Source organism: Actinoplanes regularis (genome assembly GCF_900188005.1).
Taxonomy (GTDB): Bacteria; Actinomycetota; Actinomycetes; order Mycobacteriales; family Micromonosporaceae; genus Actinoplanes; species Actinoplanes regularis.
In genome coordinates, this window is sequence record NZ_FZNR01000035.1 from 16907 (window position 1) to 34238 (window position 17332).

At 69.4% G+C, this 17332-nt stretch carries 15 protein-coding genes and 1 pseudogene; 9 read left to right on the forward strand and 7 right to left on the reverse strand.

Annotated features, from left to right (window positions below):
* The first annotated feature begins 326 nt into the window (after positions 1–326).
* The 4 genes and pseudogenes from CHC09_RS42415 to CHC09_RS46975 all read left to right on the forward strand — a co-directional run bounded on the left by CHC09_RS42415 (position 327) and on the right by CHC09_RS46975 (position 5199).
* Positions 327–2666, forward strand: a complete 2340-nt coding sequence (locus CHC09_RS42415) for a helix-turn-helix transcriptional regulator (RefSeq protein ID WP_275407978.1) — start codon at positions 327–329, stop codon at positions 2664–2666.
* A gap of 374 nt (positions 2667–3040) precedes the next feature.
* Positions 3041–3205 (forward strand): annotated as a pseudogene (locus CHC09_RS48990) (enoyl-CoA hydratase-related protein); the annotation flags it as partial.
* A gap of 124 nt (positions 3206–3329) precedes the next feature.
* A complete protein-coding gene (locus tag CHC09_RS42425; protein ID WP_089298938.1) occupies positions 3330–4688 on the forward strand; it encodes a cation:proton antiporter in 1359 nt (452 codons plus the stop codon).
* Between the two features lie 340 nt (positions 4689–5028).
* On the forward strand, positions 5029–5199 hold the full coding sequence (locus CHC09_RS46975; RefSeq protein ID WP_179277528.1) for a hypothetical protein: 171 nt from the start codon (positions 5029–5031) through the stop codon (positions 5197–5199).
* Between the two features lie 181 nt (positions 5200–5380).
* Here CHC09_RS46975 and CHC09_RS48995 read toward each other — a convergent pair whose 3' ends face one another.
* Positions 5381–6277, reverse strand: a complete 897-nt coding sequence (locus tag CHC09_RS48995) for an alpha-hydroxy-acid oxidizing protein (protein ID WP_373872024.1) — start codon at positions 6275–6277, stop codon at positions 5381–5383.
* Between CHC09_RS48995 and CHC09_RS42440 the strand changes: the two genes are divergently transcribed.
* The gene (locus tag CHC09_RS42440) at positions 6170–7264 is read left to right on the forward strand and encodes a prephenate dehydrogenase (protein WP_089298940.1); all 1095 of its coding nucleotides are present in this window, start codon (positions 6170–6172) and stop codon (positions 7262–7264) included. The genes CHC09_RS48995 and CHC09_RS42440 overlap by 108 nt on opposite strands.
* A 335-nt stretch (positions 7265–7599) precedes the next feature.
* Complete coding sequence (locus CHC09_RS42445) at positions 7600–8196, forward strand: hypothetical protein (protein WP_089298941.1); 597 nt, start codon at positions 7600–7602, stop codon at positions 8194–8196.
* 49 nt (positions 8197–8245) lie between these two features.
* On the opposite strand, the gene CHC09_RS42450 is transcribed toward CHC09_RS42445, so the two are convergent.
* A complete protein-coding gene (locus tag CHC09_RS42450) occupies positions 8246–10552 on the reverse strand; it encodes an ATP-binding protein (protein ID WP_179277529.1) in 2307 nt (768 codons plus the stop codon).
* Positions 10553–10769: 217 nt separating this feature from the next.
* On the opposite strand from CHC09_RS42450, the gene CHC09_RS42455 reads away from it, so the two are divergent.
* Positions 10770–11132 carry a peptidase inhibitor family I36 protein gene (locus tag CHC09_RS42455; RefSeq protein ID WP_089298943.1) on the forward strand — a complete coding sequence of 121 codons (363 nt, stop codon included), beginning with the start codon at positions 10770–10772 and terminating at the stop codon, positions 11130–11132.
* Between the two features lie 475 nt (positions 11133–11607).
* The gene (locus tag CHC09_RS46980; protein ID WP_179277530.1) at positions 11608–11760 is read left to right on the forward strand and encodes a hypothetical protein; all 153 of its coding nucleotides are present in this window, start codon (positions 11608–11610) and stop codon (positions 11758–11760) included.
* 101 nt (positions 11761–11861) lie between these two features.
* On the opposite strand, the gene CHC09_RS42460 is transcribed toward CHC09_RS46980, so the two are convergent.
* Entirely contained in the window at positions 11862–13169 is a 1308-nt protein-coding gene (locus tag CHC09_RS42460; RefSeq protein WP_089298944.1) for an extracellular catalytic domain type 1 short-chain-length polyhydroxyalkanoate depolymerase, read from the reverse strand.
* Between the two features lie 260 nt (positions 13170–13429).
* On the opposite strand from CHC09_RS42460, the gene CHC09_RS42465 reads away from it, so the two are divergent.
* The gene (locus tag CHC09_RS42465) at positions 13430–14380 is read left to right on the forward strand and encodes a PaaX family transcriptional regulator (RefSeq protein ID WP_089298945.1); all 951 of its coding nucleotides are present in this window, start codon (positions 13430–13432) and stop codon (positions 14378–14380) included.
* A 60-nt stretch (positions 14381–14440) separates the two neighbouring features.
* On the opposite strand, the gene CHC09_RS42470 is transcribed toward CHC09_RS42465, so the two are convergent.
* The 4 genes from CHC09_RS42470 to CHC09_RS42485 all read right to left on the reverse strand — a co-directional run bounded on the left by CHC09_RS42470 (position 14441) and on the right by CHC09_RS42485 (position 17184).
* Complete coding sequence (locus CHC09_RS42470; RefSeq protein WP_089298946.1) at positions 14441–14917, reverse strand: hypothetical protein; 477 nt, start codon at positions 14915–14917, stop codon at positions 14441–14443.
* Positions 14918–14921: 4 nt separating this feature from the next.
* Positions 14922–15098 carry a MarR family transcriptional regulator gene (locus tag CHC09_RS42475; RefSeq protein WP_143232903.1) on the reverse strand — a complete coding sequence of 59 codons (177 nt, stop codon included), beginning with the start codon at positions 15096–15098 and terminating at the stop codon, positions 14922–14924.
* A gap of 81 nt (positions 15099–15179) precedes the next feature.
* The gene (locus tag CHC09_RS42480) at positions 15180–16145 is read right to left on the reverse strand and encodes an ABC transporter substrate-binding protein (RefSeq protein ID WP_089298947.1); all 966 of its coding nucleotides are present in this window, start codon (positions 16143–16145) and stop codon (positions 15180–15182) included.
* Between the two features lie 52 nt (positions 16146–16197).
* A complete protein-coding gene (locus CHC09_RS42485; protein ID WP_089298948.1) occupies positions 16198–17184 on the reverse strand; it encodes a substrate-binding domain-containing protein in 987 nt (328 codons plus the stop codon).
* Positions 17185–17332 lie beyond the last annotated feature (148 nt).

The window sequence follows — 17332 nt, forward strand, 5'->3', positions numbered from 1 at the left end:
GTCCGCACCTTCCCGCAGGCATGTCCGGCAGTCGGTACGGGGCGGCCGACCGATCCTGTGACCAGCGCCTACGACGCCTGGGCGGGGCCCGGGACAGTGACTCTGACGATGTTCTGTGCTTACCTCCAGAGATCTTTGAGGTTCCCGGCGCCGATCCAGGATGTTGCACTTGACCTGGGAAAAGTCGGCTGTGTCCGCGGTAGATCAGCGTTTCCCTCATTTGCGACGCTTCGGTAGGATTCGATCCCATGCGGTAGCGATGATGTCCGGCGGGGGAGCCTGTGACACTGAGTAGGCGGAACTCGACATTGCTCTTGTTCGATCAGGTGTGCCAGGCGTCCACTCGGGATGGCAGGGGCGCGGTGCTGCTCATCAGCGGTCCGGTGGGTAGCGGCAAGACGGCCCTGTTGCAGGAGATGGCGGCATGTGCCGGACGCCGGGACGGCCGCGCTTTCGTGGTCACCGGCTCGGCACGCGAGCGTCTGCATCCGTACGGCGTTCTCGCGCGTCTGATCCAGTCGATGTGCGTGGCCGGAATGGCGGATCCACTTCCCGGCGGCCTGGGCGCCGACGAGGACTTCTTCGAGATGATGCACCGGGTGAGCGCCGCGTTCCGGGACTTCTCCGCCCGGTGTCCGGTCGTCGTCGGCGTCGACGACGTCCACTTCGTCGACGAGCCGTCGCTGCGGGCCCTCAGTTACCTCATCCGGCGGATCGAGACGACCGCCGCGGTCGTGGTCGTGAACGAGAGCACCTCGTATGAGCGCGACATGGTGGACTTGCGGGCCGAGTTGCTCCACCTGCCGTTCTGTCACCGGGTCCGGCTCGCCCCGCTGACCCGCGACGACATCGCCGAGCAACTGCACCAGCGCCTCGGCGCCGGATCCGGCGGCGCCTACGCGCGGTTCTGTGCCCAGGTCACCGGCGGGGTCCCGCTGCTGTTGCAGGGTCTGATCGACGATCTCGTCACGGCGCCCGGCCCGGTCGGTGGTGAGCCCGGCCCGAATTTCCGGCAGGCCGTGCTGCGCGGCCTCCACCGGTGCACGTCATCGACCGCCGAGGTCGCGCGGGCGATGGCGGTCCTCGGCGACTTCGCGGCCCCGGAACTGGTCGCCGAACTCGGCAGCGTTGACGTCGCCCTGGTCGGCGAGAGCATCCGGGACTTGCGGGAGATGGGCCTGCTCGAACGGAAGTCGTTCCGGCACCCGCACATCCGTGCCGCGGTGCTGGCCGGCATCCCCGGGCCGAGTCTGCCGGAGATACACAGCCGCGCCGCCGTGCTGCTGCATCAGAGCGGCGCGCCGGCGCACGCCGTGGCGGAGCAACTGATCGCCGCGCAGGACGGCGGCAAGGCGTCGTGGCGGGTCAGCATCCTCTGCGAGGCGGCCCGCGAGGCGCTGGCGTCCGGTGACGTGGACAGCGCGGTGCTCAGCCTGCGGCACGCCGTCAGCGCGAGTGCCGACGAGTCGCAGCGGGCCTACGCCGGCGTACATCTCGCGGAGGCGCTGTGGCACACCGATCCCAGCCGGGCGGCGCGCGGGCTCGACGAGCTCGGCAAGGACGCCCGGGCCGGCCTGATCACCGGCCCCGAAACCCTGATCGCGGTCAACCAGCTGCTCTGGTGGGGTGAGTTCGCACAGGCCGATGAATTGCTGTGGCTCGTCGACGATGAGGACTACGGCGACTCCACCCTCGCGCACCTCTGGACCCTGTTCTGCCAGGTGGGCGGAGGCGCGGGACTGTGCGACGAGAGCCGCCCACCGGTCGACTCGCAGCTGGCGCAATCCGGTGCGATGGCGGCGGCCGCCTACCTCAGCTCGGCGGCGAGCCTGATCTTCGACGGCGCGCCGACGGATCGGCCCGACCGGATGCTGCTGGGCCTCCGGGCCGGAGCGCCGCTGACGCCCGCCCTCTACGCCCTCGTCCTCCTGGTGCAGACCGGGCGGTTGGACGAGGTGGTCTCCTGGTGCGACCGGTTGCTGAAGGAGGAGTGGATCCACCGGTCGCCGATGCGGCGGGTGATGATCAGGACGGTCGAGTCGGTGGCGCTGCTGAGGTCCGGCGACAGCAGCGGTGCTCTGCGCGGTATCCGGGAGGTGTTCGGCACCGTACCGCCGGCGGCGTGGGGCGTGGTGGTGGGCCTGCCCATGTCGGTCGCGGTTCGTGCCAGCACCGATCTGGGCGACACGCACGCGGCCCGGTCGTATCTCGCGGTTCCGGTGCCGCCCGCGATGTTCGACACCCCGTTCGCGGTGCCGTACCTGCTGGCCCTCGGCTGGTGCCACCTGGCCATGGGCCATCCGCAGAGCGCCCTGATGTACGCCCGGTCCTGCCTGGGGCTGACCGCGAAATGGGGCGTCGACGCCACCGGGATCGCGGCCGGGCCGCTCGGGCTGGAGATATCCCGGCCCCTGCCGCCGGCCGCGGAGCCGGTGGACTCCGATGAGGAGGCCCCCGGCTGGAACCGGCGGGAGCCGTCGCCCGCGGCCACTGACGACAGCGCCGGACTCACGGACGCCGAACAACGGGTCGCCGCGCTCGCCGCGGCCGGCAGCACCAACCGCCAGATCGCCGAGCGTCTGTTCATCACTGTGAGTACCGTCGAGCAGCACCTCACCAAGGTCTATCGCAAGCTCAACGTGCGCAGCCGTTCCGGACTGCGGTGAGCCGGCTACTGATCCGCGCCCGATTTATTCGAGATTCTTCCGCCTGGGCGGTTGGACAGTCGTTTGACGCTGATGAATTTTGAAACCTAACGTCTCGGTGTCAGGTCGCTCGGAATTCCTCGGAGGTTTCGAGATGACTGCCCAGCCGGTCAAGAAACTGTTGTCGTCCAAGCGGCGCATGTGGGCCAGGACCTCAAGGAACGTGCCCGCCGTGACGCGGCGGGGCACGCCGGCGTCCTCGTTCGGCGGCCGTGGCCGGCCCGGATGGCCACGGCTCACCGAGCGGTTCGGTTTCAGCAAACCGGTGATCGCCGGGGTCGACGGGTACGCCCTCGGCGGCGGCTTCGAACTGACCCTCGCCCTGCGATCTGATCATCGCCTCCGACCGGTCGGAATTCGGGTTGCCGGAGGTCCGGCTGGGCCTGGTCCCGGCCGCCGGCGGAGTGTTCCTGCTGATCCGCCAACTGCCGCAGAAGGTGGCCATGAGCCATCCGCTGACCGGGCGGCGGATGGACGCCGGGACCGCCCATTCGTACGGCCTGATCAACGCCGGCACAGCACCGACGCGGTCGAAGGGCCGCGGGCCTTCGCGGAGAAGCGCTCCCCGAACTGGTCCGGGACCTGACCTTCAGGAGACTTCGGTTCGAATTGAGGAGTCGTCAGATGACGTTCCAAGCACCCCCGGCATCGCTCGGTGGACATTCGCTGCTCGTGTTCCTGGTCGCGGTGGCGACCCTGCTGCTGGTCGCGCAGCTTCTCGCCCGCCTCGCGGAACGGGTTCACCTGCCGGCCATCGTGGGCGAACTGGCGACCGGCGTGATCCTGGGGCCCTCACTGCTGGCCCACATCGCGCCCGGGGTGACCGCTTGGATCTTCCCGCGTACTCCCGAGCAGATGCACCTGCTGGACGCGGTCGGCCAGATCGGCATCCTGCTGCTGGTCGGCCTCACCGGAACCCACCTGGACGTCGCCATGGTCCGGCGGCGTAAGGCCACCGCCGCGCGGATCAGCCTGGGGGGCCTCCTCCTGCCGCTGGCTCTCGGCCTCGGCGTCGGCTATCTGCTCTCCGGTTGGCTCAGCGGTGACGTGGTGGACGACAGACTGGTCTTCGCCGGCTTCATGGGCGTCGCATTGTGCGTGACCGCGATCCCGGTGATCGCCAAAACCCTCTCCGACATGCGGCTGCTGCACCGTGACGTGGGCCAGCTGACCCTGGCGGCGGGCACGATCGACGACGCGGTCGGCTGGTTCCTGCTCTCCGTGGTGTCGATGGCCGCGACCGCCGGGCTGAGCGGGGGCAACATCGCGAAGGCGGTCGCCTATCTGCTCGGCTTCGTCATCTTGGCCGTGCTCGTCGGCCGGCCGCTGGTCCGCCGCGTCATGCGGCTGGCCGACCGCAGCGAGGCGCCCGGATCCAGCATCGTGGCCGCCGTCGTCGTGGTCCTGGTGGGTGCGGTGATCACCCAGGCGCTCGGCATGGAACCGATCTTCGGCGCCTTCGTGGCCGGCATCCTGGTCGGCCTGCCCAAGGCGGCGAACCAGGCGAAGCTGGCGGCGCTGCGTACCGTCGTGCTCAGCGTGCTGGCGCCGCTCTTCCTGGCGACCGCGGGCCTGCGCATGGATCTGACCGCGCTGGTCGACCCCAAGGTCGCGCTCGGTGCGGTGGTCGTTCTGTTCGTTGCGATCGTCGGCAAGTTCGCCGGGGTGTACGCCGGTGCCAGGCTGAGCCGGCTGAGCCGTTGGGAGGGCCTTGCGATCGGCGCAGGCATGAACTCCCGCGGCGTGGTCGAGGTGGTGGTGGCGCTCACCGGCCTACGGCTGGGCGTCCTGAGCACCGCGACGTTCACGATCGTCGTGCTGGTCGCCGTCGTCACGTCGGTGATGGCCCCGCCAGTGCTGCGCTTCTCCTGCGCACGCATCACCCAGAACGAGGACGAACGGCTTCGCAAGATCGATCACGACACCTGGAGCGGTGTTTCCGTCGCCCGCGAGGCATCGTCGAGCGCGGGCGAGAAACCCTGACAATCGCCGCCCGCTGGACGGTCTGGAGGCGGCGATCCGGGCCGAGCGGGCCGCCGCCCACGGGCGCTCTACCTGGTGCCCGACCACGCCAACCCGTCCGGCTCCAGGCTGTCGGTCCCGGACCCGGAGCGTCTGTTCGACCTGGCGGCGCTGACGGGCCTGCTGATCCTCGAGGACACCCCGTACCGCCTGGTCAGCCCGGGTGAGGCGGTGCCGACACCGAAGGCGCTGGACCGGCATCGTTCGGTGGTGCATCTCTGGTCGCACTCGAAAACGATCTTCCCGGGCACGCGGGTGGGCTTCGCCATGGTGGACCAGACGACGGCCGGATACTACGGCGATGCGGCTCTCGGTCGGTTACCTGTCACCCGAGGAGATCGACGAGGGCATCACCCGGCTGGTGGCCTTCATCGACGCCGAGACCAGTCGCCATCGGGGCCGGCCGGCGACCTCCCGGCGGGGCGTCCGGCAGGCCGTCCGTGGGGCTGTCCAAGCAACGAATTACCCCTAGTTGGACGATGGAGACCTATGACATTGAAATACGCACGATCGACCACCTGGAGGTATTCACCGAGGGCGCCGACGCGGCCGCCGCCCGGTTCTGCACCGGATTCGGCTTCACCGCCCACGGCCGCGGGGGCCCGGATACCGGGCGGTGGTCGGGTTCGCCGTCGACGACGCCACCGCGGCGTTCACCGAGGCGGTCGGGCGCGGTGCCGCGCCGGGCTCCTGCGTGACGTGGACCACCTGGCCGTCTGCCTGCCGCCCGGGCAGCTGGACGACGCCGTCGACCGGCACTGCCGGGTGTCCGACTTTGAGCACGCCTTCGAGGAGCAGATCTTCGTCGGGCGGCAGGCGATGCTCTCCAAGGTGGTGCAGAGCCGATCCCGGGGCGTCACCTTCACCATCATCGAGCCGGACCTCACCCACGACCCGGGGCAGATCGACACGTTCATCGCCGACCACGACGGTGCCGGCGTGGCCAACCCCATGGCGTCGTGCAGCTCGGCGGTGAACACCGCCGTGCCTCGGCCTCGCCCCCGGCGGCCAGACCCTACATCAGCGGCCGCGTTCTCCCCGTCCGGGTGCAGCCGCCGTTGGTACGCCACCGGGGCGGCGGCCAGGAATGGTGCCACCGGCCGTCCCAGCAGCGTCGAGGCGGTGTCGCAGGAGGAGACGTCGCGCAGCACGCGAGGCACCACGAAACACCCGGTCCAGCGCGGCCCGGTCGGCGTCCAGCGTGGTTTCCCGGCCGCTGCCCCCGGCGACGAAGTCCCACACCTCACGAGGCAGCACGGTGTCCGGCGTCGCCGACGCTGCCGGACTTCGGCGCGGTCGTGAAATCCATCCGGCCCTCCTCGGCTTCCGTCCCGGGTCGGGAGGCACGTGGCGGACTGTAGGCGCGAGCGGGCATGTTGGCGAACATCGGCTGGACATGGTGCGGTGTAACCGGAGCCGACGATCGAGGGCGGTGGTGTTCGATGGTTCGCAGTCTGCTCGTGATCGGAACGGGCCTGGTGGGTACGTCGGTGGCGCTGGCGGCCCGGCGCGCCGGGGTCACCGTCTTCCTGGACGACATCGACGCTCACGCGGCCCGGCTGGCCGAGGCGCTCGGTGCGGGCCTGGCCGAGCCGCCCCGGCACCCGGTTGATCTCGCGCTGGTCGCGGTGCCGCCCGCACAGGTCGGCCCGGTGCTGCGGGACGCGCAGCAACAACGGGCGGCTCGCAGCTACACCGATGTGGCCGGGGTCAAGGGTGAACCGGAACGCGACGTGCTGCGGCTGGCCCCGGATCCCGCGGCGTACGTCGGTGGACACCCGATGGCCGGCCGGGAGCGATCCGGCCCGATGGCCGCCACCGCGGATCTGTTCCTCGGCAAGACCTGGGTACTCTGCCCGTCCGAGCGGACCGGCGCGGAGGCCTTGGCGAGCGCTACCGCGCTGGCCGAGATCTGCGGAGCGGTGCCGCTGCGGCTGGACAGCCGGGCGCACGACGGCCTCGTGGCGCTGACCTCGCACGTCCCACATCTGATGGCCAGCCTGACCGCGGCCCGCCTGCACGAGGGCCCGGCCGGCACGGAGCCGATGGCCGGGCAGGGCGTCCGGGACGTCACCAGGATCGCGGCCGGTGAGCCGGGGCTGTGGACCGACATCGTCCGGTCCAACGCTCCGGCGATCGCGGCCGTGCTCCGTGCGGTGTGCGGTGACCTCACCCGGTTGCTGGCCGCGGTCGAGGTCCTCGCCGGGCCCGGTGCGGGGGCGCGGGGCGAGGCCTTGCGTACGGTCACCGACCTGCTGGAACGAGGAGCGGCCGGTACGCTCCGGACCCGGCCGGCCGCGGCCCGTACCCCGCTCCGGGTGGTCCTGGACAGCACCCCCGGCGACCTGGGTCGGCTGTTGTGGACCGCGGCGCCGTACGGCGTGACCGCGGACCCGGCCGGGACCGAGTTCGACGACGACGGCCGCCTGGTGGTCCGGCTCGAGGTCCCCGACGCCGCCGCCACTGCCGTGGTGGCCGAGCTTGCGGCGGCCGGCTGGTCCGCCGACCGCTGCGCCCACTCCGCCACGGCACGCTGACCAGCGGCTCGGGGACACGAGTAGCGTTCCTTTCGCATGATCGACTCCAGCCCCTCGTGAGCTCCGGAGACCCGGATCGCCGTTTGGGGGCGTCCGAATGGCTCGCGAACGTTCGTTACCGGCCAACTCGTCCACGCGCCGGAGCACCACCTGCGGCCAGTGCCGGGCTGACACCGGCAACGGCACTCGCCACCGCCAACCGTGCTCCAGAAGTCCACCCGTCACTCGTATGGGTGGCTGGTGAGACATTCCGGCCGTCTGCGCCCTCAAACCAGGCAACCGATGTTCGCCTGCGGTCCATGGTCCTGGAGCGCATTCCACAGGAGGGGCCTCTCATGAAGCCGATCCGTACCGTTGTCACCGTCCTGACCACCGTGGGGCTGGCTCTGGCGGCGTCCGTTGCTCCGGCGGCCGCAGCCGGGGAGACGACCCGCACCGGGTCACTGACCGGGACCGTCCGCATCTACGACTTCTGCGGTCCCAATGTCTCAAAGCGCCTGGCCGGCACCTACGACTACGCCATGCCCGGCAAGCTGATCATCGGTAGTCCGATCACCGATGAGCCGAACAGGTTCCACCTGGCGTTCGCGACCAACGACCTTGCAGCGGTCGGGGCGGTGGGCCTCGACTCGGCGGTCCGGCTGAACGCGGGCAGCGGCCCGGTCACCCTGACCTACTGGCGGCTGACCACGAACGGCACCAGGTTCACCGGCGAGCTGACCGACCCGCATCTCAACGAGGCCGCCGCGATCAACCTGTTCAACAACCAGCAGCCGCTCATTCCCTGTCGACCGGAGATGGGCCAACTACCGATGCCGCTGGCGCTGGCCGCCGGTTCCCGGATCTCCGGCACAGCGGACTCGTTCGACCTGAAGGCGGTCACCACCGACGGCATGACAGAACTCGGTCTGCACTTCACGGCCTCGTCGTAGTGGCCGGCCCAGACGATGCCTGCCCGACCGGCAGAGTCGTGCAGACGATCTATCGCGTACTCACTCGACGTTGCCGCGGGCGGTCTCCGGTGGGAACGGTCAGCTCGGCGAGCATGTTGCGTACTCGCTCGCCGTCCGGATGACGCAGGTCGGTGCAGATCTCCAGCGCGTCCTGCCATGCCTGGCGTGCCAGGTCAGCCTGACCAGCGGCCCGTTGTGTCTCACCCAGGTGTATCAGGGTCTGCGCCAGGTAGTAGCGGTGGCCGAGGGCGCGGTACAGCACCATGGCTTGCTGATAGCAGTGCACCGCCCCCGCGTGGTCGTCGAGATGGTGCAGGGCGAAACCGATGCTGTCCCAGGCGTCAGCGGCACCGTCGTCGTCACCGATTCGGGTCATCAGGGCCAGCGCCCGCTGACAGTGGGCGCGAGCCTCGACGTAGTCACCGAGCAGTGCGTACAACCAACCGAGTCCATTGAGCAGGCGGCCCTGAAGGAACGCGTCGTCGACGGATGCGGCCATCTGCAGGGCCAGATGTAAGTGTTGCATGGCGCGCTCGGGGTCATCCTGCCGCTCGAACGTGATACCGATGATCTGTTGCGTCCGGGCCGCCGCCGCGGTGTCGGCCAAGTCGCTGAACCCCTTGTACGCCTGTTCCAGATGGTGGCGCGCCTGTACATGATCTACATCCACCATCGCCCGGCCTAGGAAGTGGTGCATGTACGCCAGTGCCACCACGTCCCCGAGTCGCTCCGCCGCCCGCAGCCCCCGACGGTGGGCGGCAATCGCCTCGTGCCAGTTGCCCCGGCGGTGAAGGAAGGTGTGCATGTTTGCCGCCAACTGCCAGACGTGCGTGTGGAAGCCGCCCTCCGCGGCGAGCCGCGTGACGGCGAGCAGTGTGGCGATCTCAGCCGTGAACCAGTCGGTCGGGTCGTGTTTGGCGGGTGGAACGACGGGTGCCGGACCTGAGAATGCCGGAACCATCGGTGGCCGGCGGTGCACTTCCATCGCCTGGGCAGCGGCGTGACTGGCCTGTAGGTAGTGGTCGAGCATCCTCCGCACCGCCGAGTTCCGCTCCGACGGAGTTTCGGTCCGGTCGCCGAGCTCGCCGGCATAATCTCGCATGAGATCGTGGACCGCGTAGCGCCCGGGAGCGACCTCGGTGATCAAGCTGGAGTCGACGAGCTCCGTCAGCGCCGCTCGGGCCTGTTCTACGGTGCTGCTCGCCAAGCTGGCCGCCGCCGTTTCGTCGATGTCCGGGCCCGGGTGCAGGCCCAGTAGCCGGAAGAGTCGTTGCGCCAAATGCAGTTGTCGGTACGACCAGGAGAAGACGGTCCGCACGTCGCTGACCGCGTCGCCGCCCTGCAGCCGGTCAAGCCGATTGTCGGCGCCGCCCAACTGCTCAACGATGCTGGCCAGAGAGAAGTGCGGACGTAGCATGGCGCGGGCGGCGACAACGGCGAGCGCCAGCGGGAGGCGGGCGCAGCAGTCGATCATCGCGTCGACCGCCGCGGGTTCGGCGACCACCCGGCGCGCACCCAGCCTCGCGGTCAGGAGCGTTCGCGCCTCGTCGCGGGTGGGTAGATCCAGGGGGACGGCGATCGCGCCCTCCACGGCGACCAGGCTGGTGAGCTGTCGCCGGCTGGTGACCAGCACCAGACAATCCGAGGTGCCGGGGATGAGCGGACGGACCTGTTCGGCATCGCGGGCGTTGTCGGCCAGCACGAGTATTCGCCGGCCGGCCAGGACAGTGCGGTAGAGGGCGACCTGCCCGGCGAGGTCTGCGGGGATCTTCCCCGCCGGGACTCCCAAGGCTTGGAGGAGGCCCAGGATCGCCGCACCGGGGCTCACGGCGGCCCCGGCCGGCCCGAATCCTCGTAGATCCACGAAAAGCTGCCCGTCCGGAAACCGGTCCGCGTTCTGGTGGGCCCAGTGGACGGCAAAGGTGGTCTTGCCGACGCCGGCGGTGCCCGATACCACGACAGCCCCGGGTCTCCCGTCGTTCAGCAGGGCAGTCAACTGGTCCAGGTAGGCGCCGCGACCGGCGAACGTCGACACCGGAAGTGGAAGTCCGCGCGGTACGCGGGCCTGTGCCGGATCGTCCAGCACCGGCGCGGTCGGTTCATCCGGATCGGTGGGCGTCTCCGCCGGCTCCATGATGCTCGCGCAGTAGTCGTCCCGTTCCTGCCCGGAAAGCCTCAGCGCGTCCGCCAGTAGCCGAACGGTGGCCGGTCGGGGTGTCCTGCGTCCTGTCTCGATGGCCCGGACTGCTCGGGAGCTGACGCCCGCCCGTTCCGCGAGTTCCTCCTGCGAAATAGCCAGCCGGCCGCGGTATGTACGCGTCAGTTTTCCGATCAACAGTGTCCCTTTCGACGACCATTTCGATGCTTGGACATCGAAGCGACAAGGTCGCTCACAGGTGAGACCGGCACCAAAAAGATCCATTCAAAACGTCCGGTCGACGTCCGGTGGACGTCCTGTTCACGCGGTCGACCTTATCCGACAGTAGATAGGTCTTCACCGATCGGTGAGACATCCCACATAAGACCCATGGGAGGGTTTTAACGTGCGCAAAATGATCCGGGCCGCCGCGCTGGCCGCGCTTACCCTCATCGCTGGCGCCGCCGTGCAGACGGCCGCGACAGGAGCGGCGCATGCCGACTACAGGGACTGCCCCGATCGCTACCTCTGCCTCTGGGGAGACGGCAACTATGAGGGCCGTTACACGTTCTATCCCGAGGGCAACCTATTCGTACGCAATATCGGCGATCGTATGAACGACCTCACCACCTCGATCTGGAACCGCACCGGTCGCACCGTCTGCTTCTACAACGACATCAACTACCAGGGCCAGCTGTTCTGCATGGGCGCAGGCGGCTCGAGCGCCAACGTCGGCTCCGGCGCAAACGACCGGATCAGCTCTTTCCAGCCCTTCTGACCGACGGTCCGGTCGGCTGGCACCAGGCCGTCACCGCCGCCGGCGGCGAGCAGACGAAGCGCCCGGTCGACCCTCGCGGGGTCGACCGGGCGCTTGGCGTGGGTAAATTTCGCCACGACCATAATGCGACGTCGACAGAATCCGAACGCGACGACTGGATCGAGGTGTGCGATCCGCTCAAGATCAGCCATTCAGAAGCGGCTCGCATCGCACCAGCGGGTTAACAAGAGAACGTATCGGGTCGTCAATGGTGAACAAATCGAGGGCCTCTGGCGGCCGATTTCATCCGCGACGGCCCCACCTGTTTTCTGACGGACCTGCTGATTTTCGCTGACGGCACGATCGAATGCCGGGACCGGGCAGATCTCGACGAATATGACAGAAGCTGGGGTCGGGATGGGTCGCCACGCATCTCGAACCGGATATGCAAGCTTCGGCTCACCATCTCGCGAGCCGGCGCTTCGACGAGCCGTAGATGTGGGCGACAGCCGAGGAACCCATCGGAGAGGCCGCCGACGAGATCGATCGACTGCGGCTGCAACGCACCCGGAACCCGCTCGACGAACTCGGCTTCGATGCCGAGATGGTTAATGAAGGGGATGTTGACCACCCTCTTCCGAGCTCATGATCCTCGCAGATCGGAGGTGCAGGCCAATGCCGTCGCCTCGCTGGCCCCGCGCCCGGACGGGGTGCCGGCGGATGGTCCGGCGGCACCCCGGTATGCGGCCCTCAGGCCGTACTGCAGGCGGTGCCGTTGAGCGTGAATGTGGACGGAGTGCCGGTGTTTCCGGCGTGGGTGGCTTGGAAGCCGACGGTTACCGATCCGCCGGCCGGGATGGCGCCGTTGTACGCCGCGTTCCTGGCGGTCACCTGGCCGGAGGTCGGCGAGTAGGTGGCGTTCCAGCCGGAGGTGATGGTCTGCCCGGCCGGCAGGGTGAAGACCAGCGACCAGCCGTTGACGGCGGCGGCGCCGGTGTTCGTGATGACGAGGTTTTCGGTCAGGCCGGAGTTCCACGCGTTCACAGTCGCCGCGACGCGGCACGCGCCCGTGGCCGGCGGGTTCGACGGCGGGTTCGACGGCGGTGTGGAGGTCGGCGGGGTGCCGCCGGTGAGGCCGAAGAACGAGATCGCGTACGCGGCCATGCCGGTGGCCGGCAGGCTGTGCCCGGCGCCTTGGATGCTGTACGCCTCCACCTGAACCGTCCCGGAGCTGTCGGTGTAGCGGCGGCGGTTCCAGCTGGACTGCGGCGTGTCGGTCGAGGCCGGTGTCTGGCTCAGCCCGAACACGTTGGTCCATTGTTCGATCTCTTCTTGCAGCAGCGAGTACGGCACGAGGGTGTCGCTGGTGCCGTGCCACAGCTGCACGCGTGGGCGCGGGCCGGTGTAGCCCGGGTAGGCCTGCCGGACCGCGTCGCCCCACTGCTGCGGGGTCCGGTCCATGCCGCCGCCGGTGCATTTGCTGCTGCCCGGGGGATAGTCGGCGGCGTTGGCGAAACAGGTGAACGGTACGCCCATGAACGCGGCCCCGGCTTTGAAGACGTCGGGGTAGAGGGCGAGCATCTCGTTGGTCATCATGCCGCCGGACGAGCTGCCTGTCGCGTAGACCCGGTTCGGGTCGCCGCCGTACTGCCGTTCGGCGTAGGTGACCATCGAGACTATCGACACCGGATCGCTGCCGCCGCCGCGGCGTTTGGCGGCGTCCGACCAGGTGTCGAAGCAGTTGCCGAAACCGGCCTGCTGGGTGGCGGTGGGATAGATGACCAGGAACCCGTAACGGTCGGCCAGTCCGGCGAATTCGCTGCTGGAGTAGAAACCCGGCCCGGAGCCGCCGCAGCCGTGCATGGCCACCACGATGGCGGGGTTGGCCGGGCGGCTGTCCGGGACGTAGATGTGCATGCGCATGCCGCCGGGGTTGTCGCCGAACGCCGTGACCTCGGTCAGCGAGGCGGCGAACGCGGGCCGCGCCGCGGGGACGGCCAGCCCGGCGACGGCCAGCGCGGTCGCGGCGGCGAGCAGGAGCGTTCTTCGGATCTTCATGGCTTGACTCCTTCGTTTCCCGCACGCAGACGGGGATGGCCGCCCGCGCGGAGGACGGCGCGGAGGCTGCCGCTGTGGCAGGTGGGGATAGGGGCACACATGGCGCGCCGGCCGAGAGAAGGCCGCGCCGAGGTGGTGCATGACATGCCGCGGTAACCGGTCCGCCACCATTGCGTGACACATATCTTTCACCTGGGTCAGGAAACTGTCAATCGACGATCCTCGATCAAGTAGGGTTGCGAACCCTTAGAGTCGTCCATGTGACCAGCCCGTACGACATCGACGAGATCTTTCCGCAGGACTCGACCGGCCCGGTGCGGCTGCCGCGGCGGCAGGCCGGCAACTCGCCGCAGGGCCTGGCGGTCACCTTGCTGGCGGACTACACGCTGCGGTCGAGAGCCTGGCTACCGTCCGCGGCCATCGTTGCCCTGCTTGCCGAGGCCGGGGTCAGTCAGGCGGGCGCCCGGACGGCGATCAGCCGGCTCGCCCGTCGCGGCGTGCTCGAGAGTCACCGCCAGGGCCGGCGCAGCTCCTATCGGCTGACCCCGGCGGCCGCTGCCTTCCTGGTGGTCGGTGGCTGTGCCATCGTCTCGCCGGTCGGAACGCGGCCGTGGGACGAGCAGTGGACGCTGATCGCCTTCTCGCTGCCGCAGGAGGAAGGTGCGCTGCGGCGGGGGCTGCGCGGCCAACTGCGGTGGATGGGCTTCGCGCCGCTGTACGACGGACTGTGGATCTCCCCGCACGACCTCAGCGAGAAAGCCAAGTCCCGGCTCGCCGAGCTCGCCCTCGGCACCCTGACCGTCTTCCGCGCTCGGCACGTGGAACTGGACGCGGCGAGCCGCCGGAATCCGCTCGACGCCTGGGACACCGGCGACATCTCGCGGCAGTACGAATCCTTCATCCGCCAGTGGAGCGCGACCGCGCCTCGCGCGGCCGCCGGGCAGATCGCCGGCGCCGAGGCCGTCCGCGCCCGCACCGAGGTGATGGACACCTACCGTCGGCTGCCCATTCTCGACCCTCAGCTACCCGCCCGGCTGCTGCCGCCGGGATGGTTGCGGGAACCGGCCCGCGAGCTGTTCACCGCCGTCTACGACGGCTTGGCCCGGGCCGCTGAGGATCATGTGCGCTCGGTGGCCGGCCGGTACGCCGAGGAGCAGATCGCCGGCTTGGGCGCGCACACGGTCGCCGACCTGGCGACCGGCTTCTCCTGAGCGCGCCGGGCGGGAGCTCGGGGATCGACCTGCCAGGGTAGAGGCCTGGCAGGTCCTGGCTTACGGGTCGACCTTCAGCGTCCGTGTACGGGGGACGCCGGCCAGGATGTACCCGCTCTTCCAGGCGCCGATCGCGCCGGTCAGAGCCACCAGAGCGATCGCCGCCCAGCTCAACGGCGGGTCGGGCCAGTTGTCCCACCCGACACCCGCCACGAGGAAGGGCAGACTCATCGCGGCACCGCACGCCGCCGCGCAGGCCGATCGGCCGAGGACCGGACGCCGGCGCAACCGGGCTGCCGCCGGCATCAGGACCAGACCGGCCACGAATCCCGTGATCGCCCCGACCAGGGCACCGACGATCGCCGCCAGCACGAAACCGCTCATGTTCCCGGTCATCCGGATCTCGTCGTCGCGGTAGCCGCTGACGAGCAACCCACCAACGAGGAAGAGGCACAGGACGGTGAATCCGGTGACGGCCCCCGTGACGGCTCCGACAGCGACTCCCCGGCCGACCACACCGGTGTCGATCTTCTGCACGCAGTCACCCTAGCGACTCCCGGCAATCCGATCTCCGCTGCACGTCCACGGCCTCAACTCGGACGGCACGGGAGTCCTCGGGATCGGGCCCGCGCTCTACCAGGCCGCTGCGCTCGCTGCGGTCCACCAGGCCGGTCGGGCTCGACTTGGCCAGGCCCAGCACCGCACCCAGTTCGCTCATGCCGTACGGCCGCGCTATCGGGCATGAGCCATCGATGGTCAACGGAGTGCCTGCGGGTCCCGCCGATCGGCACGTACGGGTTCAGCCGCCCACCAGCCGGGTCACGTCCGGAACGGTTTTCAGGTAGCCGTACTTGAGCGCGAGCTCCGCGGTACGCCGCAGCAGAGGAGCGCCTACGTCGGTGCTCCATTCGGGCAGCACGACGCGGGCGGCGACCTCCGGCGTGAGTTTGACGTAGTTCGGCAGGATTCCCCGGACCTCGTCGGGATGGCTCTGTGCGTACGCCAAAGATTCGTTCATCCCCTGCCGGAAGCGGTCTACGACGTCCGGATCGGACGCCGCGAACGACTCGCTGGTGAAGTAGGAAGCGACTGGGAAGTGGGGCGCCACCAGCGGATAGGGGCGCAGCACCAGCTTCGCGTCGCCGGCCGCCTTGATGGCGCTCGCGAACGGTTCCACGGCGAAGACCGCGTCCACCCGGCGCTGTGCCAAGGCGGCAGCCATGTCTGGGAACGGGATCTCGACGTACTTGATCCGGGCGATGTCGACACCGCTCGCCTGCAACGCCGCGTTGATCGACAGGGGTCCCACATTGTTGAGGTTGTTGACCGCGATGCTCTTGCCCGCGAGGTCCGCGGGCGAGCCGATCGCGCTGTCCCCGGGTGCGAAGACCGCCGCGTAATCGCCCTCGGACGCCTGGTTTCCCGCCGCGACTATGCGCAACGGAAGGCCCTTGGCGGTCGCGATGAGCAGCGAGGTGTTGTTGGAGAAGCCGATGCGCTGGCTGCCGGCGACCACCGCCGCAATGATGATGGAGCCGCCCTGGCTCGGCTTCGGCGTCACCTCGAGTTTCCGCGAGGAGAAGAAGCCCTTCGCGATTCCGAGATAGAGCGGGGCGACGTCGATGACGGGCACCACTCCGACCTCCAGCCGGGTGACGGAGTCGTCGGCGGAATCGGAGCACGCCGCCGCGCCGGTGACCAGCAGGGCGGACAGCAGGGTGGCCAGCGCGCGGCGGACGGGGATCACGTCATACCCCCAAGTCACGTGTTCCTCTTTTACCGGACGAGCCTAGCGATAAATCGTCAGCCGTCAATTTCTAGACGATCGGCGACTCCAGCGTCTCCGGGGCGAACAGCTCCTCCGGCTCCAGCCGTCGGGCCGCCAGCCCCTGGGCGTACGCGTAGTCCAGAAACGTCCGGAGCACGTGGCGATTGGGTTCCAGCCCGTACGGCCAGTAGTCGTCGCCGAGCAGCGCCCGGGTGCGGGCCACCTCCTCGTGCAGCCACGGCAGCATGTACCGCGCCGCGGCGGTCTCCTCGATGCCTTCCACGCACAGCGTCCGGGCCTGCTCGAACGCGTCGTACAGCGACCGTGCCAGCCAGCGGTCGCGCTCGTACACATCGCGGCGCAGCACCACCACGTGCATGATCGGGAAGATGCCGGTCCGCCGGTAGTAGTCCTCCTCGACCGGGCGCGCCGGTTCGAAGAGCCGCCGCACCCCGCGATCGCCGCGGGCGAAGCACCCCGGCGTGCGCGGCGAGTAGAGCGCGTCGATCTCGCCCGTCGCGAGCGCCCCGGCCAGTGTGCGCCCCGGGCCCAGCGGTTCGACGCGGACATCGGGCGGGAGGTCGAGGTGCACCTTCTCGGTGCGCCCGGGGGCGTGCAGCCCGCCGGTGACATAGGTGACCGACTCGACGGGCACGGCGTACTCGTCGGCGAGCAGGCCGCGGATCCAGACGTTGGCGGTCAGCTGATACTCGGCGACGCCGACCCGCCGGCCGGCCAGAGCGATCGGCTCGCCGATGCCGGAGGCCGTCGAGACGTAGATGCCGCTGTGCCGGAACATCCGCGACGGGAAGACCGGCAGAGCTATGAACGGCGCGTCCCGGGTCAGCCCCACCACGTAGCTGGACAGCGACATCTCCGCGGCGTCGAACTCGCGGAACCGGGCCATCCGGAAGAACGTCTCCTCGACCTGTTGTGGCAGGTAGGTCAGGTCCACGCCGGCCGGCGTCACCCGGCCGTCGCGTAACGCTTCCGTGCGGTCGTACCGCTCGCACGCCAGGGCGATCGAAATACTCACCCGTCCACCGTATGCATATATCTACTTCAATTCCTGGTTGCGGCTGGGCGCATGACGAGAGAGTTCGCCACCGGCCGTCCGCCGATCTGGTCGACGGTTGGAAGGCGGTGCGATCGCGGGCGGGGTGAAACCGCCACCCGCGGCGAGC

What these genes read in the sequence shown, in the direction of transcription:
- CHC09_RS42425 (WP_089298938.1), top strand. Translation starts at nt 3,330, where the DNA reads ATGACGTTCCAAGCACCCCCGGCATCGCTCGGTGGACATTCGCTGCTC.
- CHC09_RS46975 (WP_179277528.1), top strand. Translation starts at nt 5,029, where the DNA reads ATGCGGCTCTCGGTCGGTTACCTGTCACCCGAGGAGATCGACGAGGGC.
- CHC09_RS42440 (WP_089298940.1), top strand. Translation starts at nt 6,170, where the DNA reads ATGGTTCGCAGTCTGCTCGTGATCGGAACGGGCCTGGTGGGTACGTCG.
- CHC09_RS42445 (WP_089298941.1), top strand. Translation starts at nt 7,600, where the DNA reads ATGAAGCCGATCCGTACCGTTGTCACCGTCCTGACCACCGTGGGGCTG.
- CHC09_RS42455 (WP_089298943.1), top strand. Translation starts at nt 10,770, where the DNA reads ATGATCCGGGCCGCCGCGCTGGCCGCGCTTACCCTCATCGCTGGCGCC.
- CHC09_RS46980 (WP_179277530.1), top strand. Translation starts at nt 11,608, where the DNA reads ATGTGGGCGACAGCCGAGGAACCCATCGGAGAGGCCGCCGACGAGATC.
- CHC09_RS42460 (WP_089298944.1), bottom strand. Translation starts at nt 13,169, where the DNA reads ATGAAGATCCGAAGAACGCTCCTGCTCGCCGCCGCGACCGCGCTGGCC.
- CHC09_RS42475 (WP_143232903.1), bottom strand. Translation starts at nt 15,098, where the DNA reads ATGAGCGAACTGGGTGCGGTGCTGGGCCTGGCCAAGTCGAGCCCGACC.